The organism is Ruegeria sp. SATB027 (assembly GCF_059613825.1).
On the sequence record NZ_JBXWTH010000027.1, the window covers coordinates 1 to 12,745 of the forward strand.

A 12,745-nucleotide genomic window follows, 5' to 3' on the forward strand; every position below is an offset into this window, starting at 1 on the left:
AGCTTCGCGCCGATCTCCTGGATCGGCTTCTTATTCGCTTCACGCGCAATTTCGATGTCGGATTTATAGCTCATTGGCCGGGGTCCTTGATTGAATACCGTGCAAAACCGACGTCTAACGTCGGCGCTACGCATTCCATACCCTTGTGTACAATCTGATTAGCCATGGATTCCGACATTCTGGCGTCGCGAAGCGTCGTCAGGCCACTTCATCGGGAACTAATCGGAAACCTGCATATTTTCAGGGCTCCAGGCAGGCTGGTCCGGAACAAAGAGCTTGAGGTGATCGCCCAGTTGAATGTGCCCGGGACGTTCGACCCAGCCCGTGACACCCCGGCGTCCGACGGCAGCAGGTTTAAACCCTGCACCATACCCCTGATGATCCGCTTCGATTTCGCGACCGGGCAATACGCAGGGTGCGTTTTCCATATCCACAGTGATCGTCAGCCCGTTGACCGCCTGAAGACGCGAGGACGGCGGAATGTGCGAGAAATCCGGAATACCTTTCAGCACTATGGATGCGCCCAGATAAGACGGGTCAAGCTGGTCCAGCCCCATGTTCTGCGCGATCTGCTGCAACTCTTCCAAGGACAGCACCGACAGTTGACGAACATTGCGGATTTCAGTGCCCTTGGGATAGAGATTCGAGACCCGAACACAGGACGCACGGTTCAGACCTTCGTGCCGTTCGCCTTTCACGCCCTCAAACCCAAGATCCAGCAACTCAACGGGCTTGGCACGAAGCGATCCGCCGGCAGGAACAAGGCCCAGCCAAAGAACTTCGGCTGCAAATTCGGTTTCCCGCAAAAACGGCATACGTGCTTCCCTTCCCATTGGTGTCTGCCAGCGCATAATGCCCAGTAACGCTCTGATGGAAAGATAAAAAAACCCGGGGCAGAGCCCGGGTTCTTGCTGGTTATGCTGTCGGTTCAGGTTCCATCCCACCCTCAGGCGGTGATTTCTTGGCCTTGGTCTTGGGGATGGCTGTCACGCTGGGCGCACTGCCCTCGTCTGACTTGTCGTTCCGGTCATCACTGTCGCCGGGCGACTCCCCGTTCATGACGCGTTTGATTTCGTCTCCGGTCAGCGTTTCGTATTCCAGCAAACCTTGGGCCAGACGCTCCCATTCCTCGTTCTGATCAGTCAGAATCTTGTGCGCCTGTTCATAGCCTTGCTGGATCAGACGCTTTACCTCTTCTTCAATCAGTTCCTTGGTATGAGCCGATACCGAGAACCCGGCAGTATTGCCCTGGTATCCCTCATGCGCCTCGGCATAGTCGATATTGCCGACCTTGTCCGACATTCCCCAGCGCATCACCATGGCGCGTGCCAGTTGGCTGGCCTGCATGATGTCCCCGGCAGGACCGTTCGACACGTGATCTTCGCCATACTTGATGACTTCGGCAGCTTTACCCGCCATGGTCATCGCCAGCTTTTGTTCGCACTCATCCCGGTGATAGTTCAGGCGATCCATTTCCGGCAGCGAAACCACCATACCCAGCGCACCCCCGCGCGGTATGATGGTCGCCTTGTAGACCGGATCGCACATCGGCAGTGACAGACCAACAACAGCATGACCCGCTTCGTGATAGGCTGTTTTTTCCTTCTGATCCTGCGTCAGCACCATCGAGCGGCGCTCGGCCCCCATCATCACCTTGTCCTTGGCGTTTTCAAAATCTTCCATGGTGACAAAGCGACGACCCACGCGTGCGGCCATCAACGCGGCCTCGTTCACGAGGTTGGCCAGATCCGCACCCGAGAAGCCGGGCGTACCGCGCGCGATGATGCGCAGATCGACATCGGGGCCCAGCGGCGTCTTGCGTGCGTGAACGCCCAGAATTTTCTCGCGGCCCTTGATGTCCGGGTTGCCGACTGTGACCTGACGGTCGAACCGGCCCGGTCGCAGCAGCGCAGGGTCCAGAACGTCCTTGCGGTTTGTCGCTGCCAGAATGATTACACCTTCGTTGGCCTCAAACCCGTCCATTTCGACCAGCAACTGGTTGAGCGTTTGTTCCCGCTCGTCATTGCCGCCACCATACCCGGCGCCGCGATGACGACCCACAGCGTCAATCTCGTCGATAAACACGATACAGGGCGCGTTCTTTTTCGCCTGCTCGAACATGTCACGCACGCGAGACGCACCCACGCCAACGAACATTTCGACAAAATCCGAACCCGAGATGGTGAAGAACGGCACGCCCGCCTCACCCGCAATGGCACGGGCCAGAAGCGTCTTACCGGTACCCGGAGGGCCAACCAGCAGCGCGCCCTTGGGGATCTTGCCACCAAGGCGGCTGAACTTCTGCGGGTTGCGCAGGAATTCGACAATCTCTTCCAGCTCTTCCTTGGCCTCGTCGATACCGGCAACATCGTCAAAGGTCACGCGGCCATGCTTTTCGGTCAGCATCTTGGCCTTGGACTTGCCAAAGCCCATCGCACCACCTTTGCCGCCGCCTTGCATCCGGTTCATAAAATAGACCCAGACACCGATCAGCAGCAGGAAAGGCAACAGCGTTATCAGGAACGACTGAAAGCCTGATTGCTGTTGTTTTACGGCCTGAACGGGGATGTTTTCCTCGATCAGAAGCTTGGTCACTTCGGCGTCGCCGGGTTTGATCGTGACATAGCTGGCACCGCTTTGCAGGGTATAGCGAATCTGTTCACCATCCAGGGTCACGTTCTTGACTTCACCGCTTTGGACGGCACCGACAAAGTCGGAATAGGTTTTCTCGTTGCTCTGAAGCGTTCCGCCCGGTCCACTGAACAGATTGAACAGTGCAAGGATGAGCAGGAACAAAACGACCCAAAACGCGATATTGCGAGCGTTGCCCAAGGAAATTCTCCTAAAAGTTCCGGCAGGTGAGACGCTGCCAAGTTACCTCTTAAAATAGAGAGGATTGTCGTATGTTCAATGCGATAAAAAAGATGCGTGGAACTCGGGCCAATCTGACGCAAGCTTGGCATGCCAGCCATTCGCGAGACCCGCAAGCGGGGCGGCCAGCACCCTGTCCGCAATCCAAACCGCAGGCGTCGCCGTCAACGCTATTCTGGGACGCCCGGTTGCACGCCACTCGGGCACCTGTTGCAACCCCTCACCGCCCAAAGCGCGGATTTCTGCGCCCATTGTTGCCGGTCCGCTGAGCCGCCATTTGCCATCCCACACAGCACTGGGCGCCGCGATCTGAGATTTCACGGCATTAAATTCCCTGCAAATCCAAACACTCCCGCCTTGTGGAACAATCAGACAACCGCCCACTGACCCCGATTGCCCATTCGCGACTGCATCCATTGCCTGATCCACTGCCGCCTGACGCGGGGGATAACCCGACCCGGCAATCCACGAGAGGATTCCCAGCAGGACACGACGCCGAATCTCAAGGGGCAACGCGGCAAATCCGGCCCGGTTCACCCTCACGTCACTTTGATCCACCTGCGCCACGGACCCTGCGGATTCTTGCGCACAGACGCCAAGTGCCGTGTGTGCCTGCGCCAGATTGTCCGCAACGCGGGACAATGAAAGCGCATCAATTCCCAAAGGTTCCAGCCCACTCAAAGCTTCGCGCGCCTTGATCCGATCGAAACGGGCATCCTGATTCGAAGGATCGTCCACCCATGCTACGCCAGCCTCAGTCAGATAGGTGCGCAGCTGCTCACGGGTGATCCCCAGCATCGGACGCAGCAACGTCAGACCCCGCCGTTTCCGAATAGCCGACATGCCGGACAGGCCCGTGACCCCGGATGATCGGCCCAACCGCATCAGCAGTGTTTCCGCCTGATCATCTGCGGTGTGGCCCAGCGCAATGGCGTCGATTCCGCGGCCCTTCGCCCATTCGGATAACAAATCATATCGCGCCTGACGTGCCCGGTCCTGCAAGTTGCCGGTACCGTCCCATCCCGACCAACGCAGCGTATCATGAGACATCCCCAGCGCAGCCGCCTGCCGCAATACCGTTTCGGCCTCGCACGCGGATTCGGGTCGCAAACCGTGGTCGACCGTGGCAACGAAAAGGGTGATGGCCTCATCCTGCGCCACCTGATGCAAAAGATGCATCAAGGCGACGGAATCCCCGCCTCCCGAAACGGCAATCCCCAACTTGCGCGGAAGTGTTTCAGGTAGCCGGGCGCGAAGGTCTGCAAGTAGTTTGCTGGAGCGATGGTTCAAGTACATCCCAACGCGGTCATCTCCTGCGTGGCGCTCGAAAACTCTGGCGCAGAAGGAAAGCGTACTCCGACCTCATTAAGCGTGATGCAGGCCTGATCGGTCTGTCCCAAACGGCCAAGCGCCGCGCCCAGTTCGTACAGCGCCTCGGGTGCAAACGCGCCCTCGGAATCACCCGTGAAGCTGGCCAGAAATGCCCGGGCCGCTTCGCGTGTGTCGCCAATCCCTTCTAGGGCATGACCGCGTTTCAGGTTGGCTTCGGGCGCCAGCGGACTGCCGGGATAGCTTGTTTCAAACTGCGCAAACAACGTGGCAGCAGTCTGGAAATCGCCATCGGCCAACGCTTGCGAGGCAGCATCAAAATCAGCACGCTCACCTATGGCAAGTTCACCATTATCGGTCGCCGCTGGCGTTTCGATACTTGTTGGTCCGGTTATCACAGTGGCCGTGTCACCACCCAATGTCGAGGTCTCACCCAACGTCGACAAATCGCCGCCTTCCAGTTCAACCAGCCGGAACTCAAGGTCACCGATACGGTTGGTGCCGTCGGTGACAATGTTCTGCACCCGCTGGTTCAATTGCTCGGTCTGGCGGGTCAGGCGCTGCAATTCGGCCTCGATGGCATCCACCCGTTCAAGGACCGAACTGCCGGACAGGTTAGGTGCGGGTGAACCCGTAGTGGAAAACTCGCGTTTCAAACGCTGAATTTCCACGTGCAGCACCGTCAGTTCCTGACGGATGTCCGCAAGGGTCTGTTGATCCTGTGCCTGTGCAACACCAGCCGTCGCCACAACCGCCGCCAAAACCCATCCTGCAATGCGCATCATCTTACCCCAGAGTTGACCCGGTCAGAACCGTTACCGCACGGCGGTTCTTGGAATAACATTCCTCGGTGCTGCAAATCTCGATCGGGCGTTCCTTGCCATAGCTCACGGTGTTCAGGCGGCTGCCCGCAACGCCGCGCGAAATCAGGTACTCACGCGCAGCGTTCGCCCGGCGTGCGCCCAGCGCAAGGTTGTATTCCCGCGTGCCCTGCTCATCCGCGTGGCCTTCGATCGTTGCTACAAAATCCGGATTGGCCAGCAGCCAGTCCGCCTGCCCTTGCAGCACTGTTTGCGCCTCAGGCGACAGGGTTGACTGGTCAACGGCAAACAGGACACGGTCCCCGACTGTTTGCTGGAAATACGCGGGCGAGCGCGGATCACTCGGTGATCCGGGGACAATGGATCCAATGCCTCCGCTACCACCACCGCCACCCAAGGCTGAGGGGTCATTGTTTGTGCAGGCGGCGATCACACTCAGCGCGCCCAGCGCCAGAACTTTGCTCAATACGTTCATTTCAGGTGCCTCGTGTTATGTTTATTGCCGCCTGTCTACCACAGCGACGATTTGTTGTGAACTTTGCTGCGATCAATTCTGCAATGGGCCCCAGGACGGATCACTGCCGCCGTCAGGTGTACGTACCGGGCGCAGGTTCCTGCCCGAGATATCCACCGAGTAAAGCGATGCCTTACCACTGGCCCCCTGCGTTTCGCGGGTGAACATGATGACCCGGCCATTGGGCGACCAGGTGGGGCCTTCATCCAGGAAAGAGGCTGTCAGCAAACGTTCTTCTGACCCGTCGATGCGCATCACGCCGATATGGAACCGGCCCTGGTTCTGCTTGGTAAAGGCGATCAGGTCGCCGCGCGGTGACCAGACCGGGGTACCATAGCGGCCTGCGCCAAAGCTAATCCGCGTGGCCTCGCCCCCGTTTGCTGCCATCACGTACAATTGCGGCGTGCCGGAGCGGTCGCTTTCAAAGACGATCCGGCTGCCATCGGGTGAATAGCTGGGGGCAGTTTCAATTGCGGGCGTGTTGGTCAGGCGCGTGCTTTGACCCGAAACGATATCCATCTTCCACAGATCGGTATTGCCGCCCTGAATCAGCGAATAGACAATCGACCGGCCATCCGGCGAGAACCGAGGCGAAAAGCTCATCGTCCCGTCCTGCGTCTTCAGTTCCCGCGGTTTCGGGCGCCCGACTTCAGTCACGTAAATGCGCGGGCTGCCGCTTTCATAACTGGTATAAAGCAGCCGGTCACCGGTGGGTGAGAACCGGGGCGCCAGAACGATTGCGGCACTGTCGGTCATGTACTGCACATTCGCGCCATCGTAATCCATGATCGCCAAACGCTTCAGGCGCTGGTCCTTCGGCCCGCTTTCCGAAACAAAGGCAACGCGGCTGTCAAAATAACCGCCTTCACCTGTGATCCGGCTATAGACCTGATCGGCCACCTTGTGCGCCATGCGCCGCCACCCGTCTGTGGTACCTGCCAGTTGAAGGCCATTGCCCAGTTCCTGGCCCGAAAACACATCCCACACCCGGAACCGGACGGTCAGTTTCTGACCGGACACATTGACAGCGCCCGTGACCAGCGCGTCAGCATTGATCGCCTTCCAATCCGCAAACTGAACCGGAGCTTCGAAGCTGCTGACCCGGCTGATGAACGCATCCGAGGAGATTTCGCGGAACAACCCGGTCCCGGTCAGGTCAGCCGCCACCACGCGCGATATATCCTGCGCAAACTGAGCTGCGGCCGGGCCGTCCGGCACAAAATTCGGAACGGCAAAGGGCAAGGGTTCGATAATCCCCTCATCCAGTTCCAGGCGCAAAGGCCCGTTCTGTGCATAAACCGGCGCAGACATCAGTGTCAGGCCGACAAAGAGGCTGGTCAGAAGCTTCATCATTTGATCCGCATCCTCTCGGGGTTAAATGTAATCTCAACATCCTGCCAATGTTCGTATTTGTCAGCAGGCAAATCATATCCTTTGGCCCCGCAGCGCAAAATAGCGCGTCGCGCAGCCTCGTAGGCCTGTTTAACGGCTCCCGCCGAGCCACCAGAGCTGTCCAGCATCCGAACACTGCCACCGACGACCGTACCATCACGGTTCAGTGAAAACGCAACAACAACCACAGTGTTCAGCGCATCCGTGGACAAGGAACCCACATTCCAACATCCAGAGACAGCCAGTCGCATCGCGTCTTTCTCTCCGCTGGTCAGCGGTGGGCCAGAAGGTTCGGACCCGCTGCCCAAGGCTTCAGCCAGGGCGTCGTTGATTGCCGTTTCATCGGTTTGTTTTTCGGGTTCCACGGTCGCCTCAGGCGTTTTGGCCACAGCGGGTTCGGGCGGCGGGCTTGGCCGCTTTGGACGCACGCGCGGTCGCGGAGATGTCAGGGGCGACTGGTCCTTGGTTTCCTCGGCCTCGGTCACAATCTCCGGGGCTGCCTCTTGCGGCGCGGTCTGATCCTGCTGTTCCTGTTGAACCTCTGCGCCTTCATCCAGGGCTACCGGAGGCGTTTCAAAATCATCAGGCTTTGCCTCGGGCGGTGGCGGAGCTATTGCCTCGGGCGCGACGCGATCTGATGGGCGCGGCTGTACCTCGGGGCCGGGCGGCGCAGGCTGTGCAACAGGCTCGACCTGAGGTTCCGTCAGAACCGGAGGCTCGTCAGGCACCTCGGGTTCTGGCGGCGCTTCCACGATGATGGGCTCTGGCTCTGGTTCCGGTTCAGCCGGTGCAACAGGTTCAGGGCGGGGCTGTTCGTCACTCTCGGGTTCCGGGGGCTTGGTCACAGCCTCCGGCTCGGGCGGTTGCTGCAACGCGGTCGGCACTTCGGGGAGTTCCGGCGCATCCCGCTGGGCCGTCATGGCCGCGAATTGTTCAGCCGTGATCACAGAGACATCCTGCACAGCCATCGGCAACGGTTCGGACCGGAAGGTGCCGCCGAACATCGCCCATCCGATCAGGCTGACATGCGCAATCGCTGAAATCTTGGTGCCGGTATCCACCGTGCGACCTCACTCTCCACCTTCATCCAGCGTCGGCCCGCCGGTATCGGTCACAAGGCCAACGTTGGAAAACCCGCCCGCGTTCAGCGCACCCATGACCTGCATCACCTGTGCGTAAGGGATTGCACCATCGGCCCGCAGGAAAACCCGGTCACTGCTCCGCTCTGCCGCAATGGCACGCAGCTTGCCAATCAATTCTTCGCGCAACACGTCGGTGGTCTGGATCTGCACGCGGCCGTCTGCGGTCAGGGTCACGGTCAAAGGCTCTTCATTGTCGCCGGGCAGCGCACTGGCTGCGGTCTTGGGCAGATCGACCGGAACACCAACCGTCAGCAATGGCGCGGCCACCATGAAGATGATCAGCAACACCAGCATGACATCCACGAAAGGTGTCACATTGATCTCGGCCATCGGCTGCGCGCGACCGCGACGCCGACCACGCCTGCGCCCATTGCCGTTCGAAGATTGCTGGATTGCAGCGCCCATCGTCAGCTGTCCAACTGGCGCGACAGAATGGTTGCGAATTCATCCGCAAAGGCTTCATAGCCGCCAACGATCCGATCACTATCGGCGCTGAGTTTGTTATAGAAAATCACCGCCGGGATCGCCGCCAAAAGGCCCAACCCTGTCGCCATCAACGCCTCGGCAATACCGGGGGCCACAACGGCAAGGTTGGTGTTTTGCTGTTCGGCAATCTCGATGAATGCATTCATGATGCCCCAAACGGTGCCAAACAGCCCGATAAACGGAGCTGTGGAGCCGACGGTCGCCAGAATGGGAAGCCCTTTTTGCAGGGTTTCCGCCTCTTTCGCGATGGCGACATCCATCGACCGGTCGATCCGCGCGGTTGCCCCGGCAATCAGCCCACCATCATTGCGATGCGACCTGCGCCACTCGATCATGCCTGACGCAAAGATCTTTTCCGAGCTGCCATCCGGCTGCGTCCCGATCTGCTCGAACAACTCATCCAACGGGTTGCCCGACCAGAAGCTTTCATCAAAAACCTGCGCCTCGCGTCGGGCCGCGCGATAGTTGATCAGCTTCTGAATGATGATCCCCCAGGACCAGATGGATGCGCCGGTAAGTACCAGCATCACCAGTTTGACGATAAAGGTCGCACGGGCAAACAGCCCCCACATGGAGAAGTCGATCTCCTGCGCCAGCGCCAGCGTTTCAGCTTCCATGAACCTGCTCTTTGTTTTGCCTGATGGCCGTTCGTTTGGCCTTGTTTTGCCAAACGCTATCTCAGTTGGTCATGAAAAGCCAACAGAACCACCCATGGTCCGCAAATTGTTACATCAATGCGCGAATCTCTGCCGGCAATCGGATCGGTTTGCCCGCTTTATTGATGCAAACGGCCGTGACAGATGCACGAAATATTTCGGTCTCACCGCGGCGAACAAGCTGCGCCATAGTCAGACGCACGCCCGAGATTTCGGTGACCTCGGTTTCAACGATCAATTCATCATCAAACCTTGCAGGCGCCAGATACTCGGCTTCGACCCGCCGCACGACCCAAACAATGCCCTCCTCCCGCATGGCGTTTTGGTCATTGCCCAGATTACGCACCCAGTCCGAGCGCGCGCGCTCGATATAGCGCAGGTAGTTCGCGTGATAGACAACCCCACCCATGTCGGTGTCTTCATAAAACACGCGGATGGGGTAGGTGTGTTTCATTGCAACGCCTCCAGTCGGGCAAACAGCCTTAACGCATGCGAGGCATCCTGTGCCGCCCGTGGCAAAACCGGATCATAGGCCGCCCGGATCAAGGACGCGATGTCGGGACGCAGGATCGTGGCCTCACCTGCGATTGCCAGTGGAGATTGATTGCGAAATGCAATGTCCGACCAGAGCAAGATGGTCTGCACGACCTGATTGAGCGCAAGGGTTTCCGCCGGAACCTTGGACAATTCCTTGTCCATGCGCAGAAACACAAACGCCGCGCGGATCGCGCCATCTTCTTCGAACCGGAAAATGCGGTACTGGTTTGCATCTGCCGCGACCAGCCGCGCAACCAAAGGTTCCAGATCCGGGATCAAGCGATCAAGGTCCGGTACCTCCAGCAGCTCCTGCCAGTCCCGGAAAAAGAAAACCATGCAATTCGCGCCAAGCTCAGGGTCCGTCTCGGCCATTTGGTGACCGGCCAGCGTAACAACGGCTTCGAAAGCCCCCTTTACGGTGGCCAGCGTCTCGTCTTCGACGCCGAAAACGATCGGAACAATAGGCCGCCCCCAGCGCGCAAACAGAAACTCGCCGCTTTCGCGTGTGAACAGCGCCTCAATTTCTTCCGGTGTCACCGCCAGCCCTTCATCTTTTTAAAAATACTCTCGCCGAAAGGCATAAAATCTAAGCGCGCTGGCTTCAACCGAACAGATCACTTTGGCGCTTGGGCGCGGCCATCCCAAGATGCGCCCACGCCTTCTGCGCCAACATCCGCCCACGCGGAGTACGTTGGATCAGCCCCTGTTGCAGCAAATAGGGCTCAATCACTTCCTCAAGCGAGTCGCGGCTTTCGGACAGCGCGGCAGACAGGGTTTCAATCCCCACCGGGCCGCCCGCATAGTTTTCGGCAATCAGTTTCAGATACCGCCGGTCCGCACCATCAAGGCCCAAATTATCGACGCCAAGACGGGTCAAGGCACCATCGGCAAGGTCCCGTGTGATCCGCCCGTCCCCTTCGACAATCGCGAAATCCACAACACGCCTCAGCAATCGCCCGGCGATACGTGGCGTTCCGCGCGACCGCCGCGCGATTTCGCGCGCACCATCGTTATCCGCGGGCGCGCCCAGTTTCCGCGCGTTCCGGGTGACGATTTCGTGCAATTCATCAACCGTGTAGAACTGAAGCCGGGTCGGGATACCAAACCGGTCACGCAAGGGCGTTGTCAGCAGGCCCATCCGCGTGGTGGCCCCCACCAGTGTGAATGGCTGCAACTCGATCCTTACAGTGCGCGCAGCAGGGCCTTCGCCGATAACAAGATCCAGCTCGAAATCTTCCATCGCCGGGTACAGCACTTCTTCCACCGCTGGGTTGAGCCTGTGAATCTCGTCGATGAACAACACGTCCCGCGATTCAAGATTGGTCAGGATCGCCGCCAGATCCCCCGCCTTGGCCAGAACCGGGCCAGAGGTCATGCGAAAGTTCACCCCCAGTTCACGCGCCATGATCTGTGCGAGGGTCGTCTTACCCAACCCCGGAGGTCCGTGAAACAAGGTGTGGTCCATCGCCTCGCCGCGTTGCCGGGCGGATTGAATAAAGATGCGCAAATTGGCACGCGCTTCAGCCTGACCAATGAATTCATCCAGCCCCTGAGGACGCAAAGCGCGGTCATTGTCTTCCGGCAGGGGCTCCGGGCGCAGGGTGGGATCAGCGTCAACCATTCACTTACCCTTTCGGAGCCAGCAGCCTGAGGGCCGCGCGGATCAGATCAGCCTCGTCCGCATCCGGCTGGCTTGCAGCCGCTTCAGCCACGGCACCTGCCGCCTCGGATGGCCCATATCCTAGGTTAGCCAGCGCCGACAACGCCCCGGCAGACGCGGCCGCGGCACCCGATGGCGGTTTCGGAATACGTCTCGGCGCGGGTGTAGAGTCATTCGGCTCAACAACCTCAAGTTCCGGCCCGTCCATCGCCTGAGCAATCGTGCCGCCCGTGGCCATCACTCCGGGTGCCTTGTCCTTGAGGTCCAACACGATCCGCTGGGCGGTTTTTGGCCCGACGCCCTTGGCCGCCTTGACAGCACCCCAGTCCCCCAGGGCAATTGCGCGGCTGACACCGTCGGGCCCCAATGCACTCAGGATCGCCAGCGACACCTTCGCGCCGACCCCCTGAACGGAGCACAGCAGGCGATGCCACTCTTTCTCGACAAGCGACAGAAACCCGTAAAGCTGCATAAGGTCTTCGCGGACGACCATGTCTGTGTAGATCGAGACCGCCTCACCCGCCCCCGGCAATGCCGCCAAGGTCCGGTCGGAACAATAGACAAGATAGCCGACGCCCCGAACATCGATCAGCACATGATCCACCGCGCGGTAATCCAGCCGCCCTGTCAGTTTGCCGATCATGCCCGCACCTCTTTCACACGCGCCTGTTGCGTTTTCCCGTAATAGGCATGGCAGATCGCAATCGCCAGTGCATCCGCCGCGTCGGCCCCTTTCGGCAAACAGCCCGGCAATTGCAGTTTGACCATATGCAAAACCTGCTCTTTCTCGGCATGACCCACACCCACCACGGTCTTTTTCACCCGGTTGGGGGCATATTCGCCCACCGGCAGACCGGCCTGTGCCAGCGTCAGCAAAGCCACGCCACGCGCCTGCCCCAATTTGAGGGTTCCGGCCCCATCCTTGTTCACGAATGTCTGTTCGATAGCAGCCTGGTCGGGTCTGTGATCCGCAATCACTTCGACAATCTGATTGTGCAGCGACAGCAGCCGCTCGCCCAGATCGTCCCCATCCGATTTGCACAATCCATTGGCCACATGGCTCAGGCGGCTGCCATTTGATTCGATGACGCCCCATCCCAGGGTTCTAAGCCCCGGATCGATGCCCAGAATTCGCATATTTTGCCTCGGCCTGCTCGGGTTGTGTGATCTTTTTTCAACGCCTAGCACGAAGCGTGAACATTTTCCAAGCGAATTGACCCCAGGGCTGAAAACGACACGCGTGTCTCAGGCGCGACTTCGGGCGCATTTTGCGACCCAGTAAAGTCTGAATTCGACACTTTCCCAAAGGCTTTTTCACCAATTGTTAAAGGGGATTA

At 59.2% G+C, this 12,745-nt stretch carries 14 protein-coding genes; all 14 read right to left on the bottom strand.

Annotated features, from left to right (window positions below):
* Positions 1–218 precede the first annotated feature (218 nt).
* Positions 219–815 (bottom strand): MOSC domain-containing protein, encoded by a 597-nt coding sequence (locus tag AC2FPW_RS04550; protein ID WP_496812776.1) that lies wholly within the window; start codon positions 813–815, stop codon positions 219–221.
* Between the two features lie 100 nt (positions 816–915).
* Positions 916–2,832, bottom strand: a complete 1,917-nt coding sequence (ftsH, locus tag AC2FPW_RS04555; protein WP_267367030.1) for an ATP-dependent zinc metalloprotease FtsH — start codon at positions 2,830–2,832, stop codon at positions 916–918.
* Between the two features lie 75 nt (positions 2,833–2,907).
* A complete protein-coding gene (gene tilS, locus AC2FPW_RS04560) occupies positions 2,908–4,167 on the bottom strand; it encodes a tRNA lysidine(34) synthetase TilS (protein WP_496812699.1) in 1,260 nt (419 codons plus the stop codon).
* The gene (ybgF, locus tag AC2FPW_RS04565) at positions 4,158–4,982 is read right to left on the bottom strand and encodes a tol-pal system protein YbgF (protein ID WP_480920361.1); all 825 of its coding nucleotides are present in this window, start codon (positions 4,980–4,982) and stop codon (positions 4,158–4,160) included. Before ybgF ends, tilS begins: the two co-directional genes overlap by 10 nt.
* A 4-nt stretch (positions 4,983–4,986) precedes the next feature.
* On the bottom strand, positions 4,987–5,496 hold the full coding sequence (gene pal, locus AC2FPW_RS04570; RefSeq protein ID WP_267364104.1) for a peptidoglycan-associated lipoprotein Pal: 510 nt from the start codon (positions 5,494–5,496) through the stop codon (positions 4,987–4,989).
* Between the two features lie 72 nt (positions 5,497–5,568).
* Entirely contained in the window at positions 5,569–6,888 is a 1,320-nt protein-coding gene (gene tolB / locus AC2FPW_RS04575) for a Tol-Pal system beta propeller repeat protein TolB (protein WP_267364105.1), read from the bottom strand.
* Positions 6,885–7,988: a cell envelope integrity protein TolA gene (tolA, locus tag AC2FPW_RS04580; RefSeq protein WP_496812700.1), complete on the bottom strand. Its 1,104-nt coding sequence runs from the start codon at positions 7,986–7,988 to the stop codon at positions 6,885–6,887. Before tolA ends, tolB begins: the two co-directional genes overlap by 4 nt.
* 9 nt (positions 7,989–7,997) lie before the next feature.
* Positions 7,998–8,474, bottom strand: coding sequence for a protein TolR (gene tolR / locus AC2FPW_RS04585; protein WP_480483970.1), 477 nt, complete (start codon positions 8,472–8,474; stop codon positions 7,998–8,000).
* A gap of 2 nt (positions 8,475–8,476) precedes the next feature.
* A complete protein-coding gene (gene tolQ, locus AC2FPW_RS04590) occupies positions 8,477–9,172 on the bottom strand; it encodes a protein TolQ (protein WP_209505518.1) in 696 nt (231 codons plus the stop codon).
* Between the two features lie 109 nt (positions 9,173–9,281).
* Positions 9,282–9,665 (bottom strand): tol-pal system-associated acyl-CoA thioesterase, encoded by a 384-nt coding sequence (gene ybgC, locus AC2FPW_RS04595; RefSeq protein WP_480538577.1) that lies wholly within the window; start codon positions 9,663–9,665, stop codon positions 9,282–9,284.
* A complete protein-coding gene (locus AC2FPW_RS04600; protein WP_496812701.1) occupies positions 9,662–10,285 on the bottom strand; it encodes a hypothetical protein in 624 nt (207 codons plus the stop codon). The genes ybgC and AC2FPW_RS04600 overlap by 4 nt, the downstream gene beginning before the upstream one ends.
* 64 nt (positions 10,286–10,349) lie before the next feature.
* Positions 10,350–11,369 (bottom strand): Holliday junction branch migration DNA helicase RuvB, encoded by a 1,020-nt coding sequence (gene ruvB / locus AC2FPW_RS04605; protein WP_496812702.1) that lies wholly within the window; start codon positions 11,367–11,369, stop codon positions 10,350–10,352.
* Between the two features lie 4 nt (positions 11,370–11,373).
* Positions 11,374–12,051 carry a Holliday junction branch migration protein RuvA gene (ruvA, locus tag AC2FPW_RS04610; RefSeq protein WP_496812703.1) on the bottom strand — a complete coding sequence of 226 codons (678 nt, stop codon included), beginning with the start codon at positions 12,049–12,051 and terminating at the stop codon, positions 11,374–11,376.
* On the bottom strand, positions 12,048–12,545 hold the full coding sequence (gene ruvC / locus AC2FPW_RS04615) for a crossover junction endodeoxyribonuclease RuvC (RefSeq protein WP_209598197.1): 498 nt from the start codon (positions 12,543–12,545) through the stop codon (positions 12,048–12,050). The genes ruvA and ruvC overlap by 4 nt, the downstream gene beginning before the upstream one ends.
* Between the last annotated feature and the right edge of the window lie 200 nt (positions 12,546–12,745).

What these genes read in the sequence shown, in the direction of transcription:
- ybgF (WP_480920361.1), bottom strand. Translation starts at nt 4,982, where the DNA reads ATGCGCATTGCAGGATGGGTTTTGGCGGCGGTTGTGGCGACGGCTGGT.
- tilS (WP_496812699.1), bottom strand. Translation starts at nt 4,167, where the DNA reads ATGTACTTGAACCATCGCTCCAGCAAACTACTTGCAGACCTTCGCGCC.
- AC2FPW_RS04550 (WP_496812776.1), bottom strand. Translation starts at nt 815, where the DNA reads ATGCCGTTTTTGCGGGAAACCGAATTTGCAGCCGAAGTTCTTTGGCTG.
- ruvC (WP_209598197.1), bottom strand. Translation starts at nt 12,545, where the DNA reads ATGCGAATTCTGGGCATCGATCCGGGGCTTAGAACCCTGGGATGGGGC.
- pal (WP_267364104.1), bottom strand. Translation starts at nt 5,496, where the DNA reads ATGAACGTATTGAGCAAAGTTCTGGCGCTGGGCGCGCTGAGTGTGATC.
- ruvB (WP_496812702.1), bottom strand. Translation starts at nt 11,369, where the DNA reads ATGGTTGACGCTGATCCCACCCTGCGCCCGGAGCCCCTGCCGGAAGAC.
- ybgC (WP_480538577.1), bottom strand. Translation starts at nt 9,665, where the DNA reads ATGAAACACACCTACCCCATCCGCGTGTTTTATGAAGACACCGACATG.
- ruvA (WP_496812703.1), bottom strand. Translation starts at nt 12,051, where the DNA reads ATGATCGGCAAACTGACAGGGCGGCTGGATTACCGCGCGGTGGATCAT.
- tolQ (WP_209505518.1), bottom strand. Translation starts at nt 9,172, where the DNA reads ATGGAAGCTGAAACGCTGGCGCTGGCGCAGGAGATCGACTTCTCCATG.
- tolB (WP_267364105.1), bottom strand. Translation starts at nt 6,888, where the DNA reads ATGATGAAGCTTCTGACCAGCCTCTTTGTCGGCCTGACACTGATGTCT.
- tolR (WP_480483970.1), bottom strand. Translation starts at nt 8,474, where the DNA reads ATGGGCGCTGCAATCCAGCAATCTTCGAACGGCAATGGGCGCAGGCGT.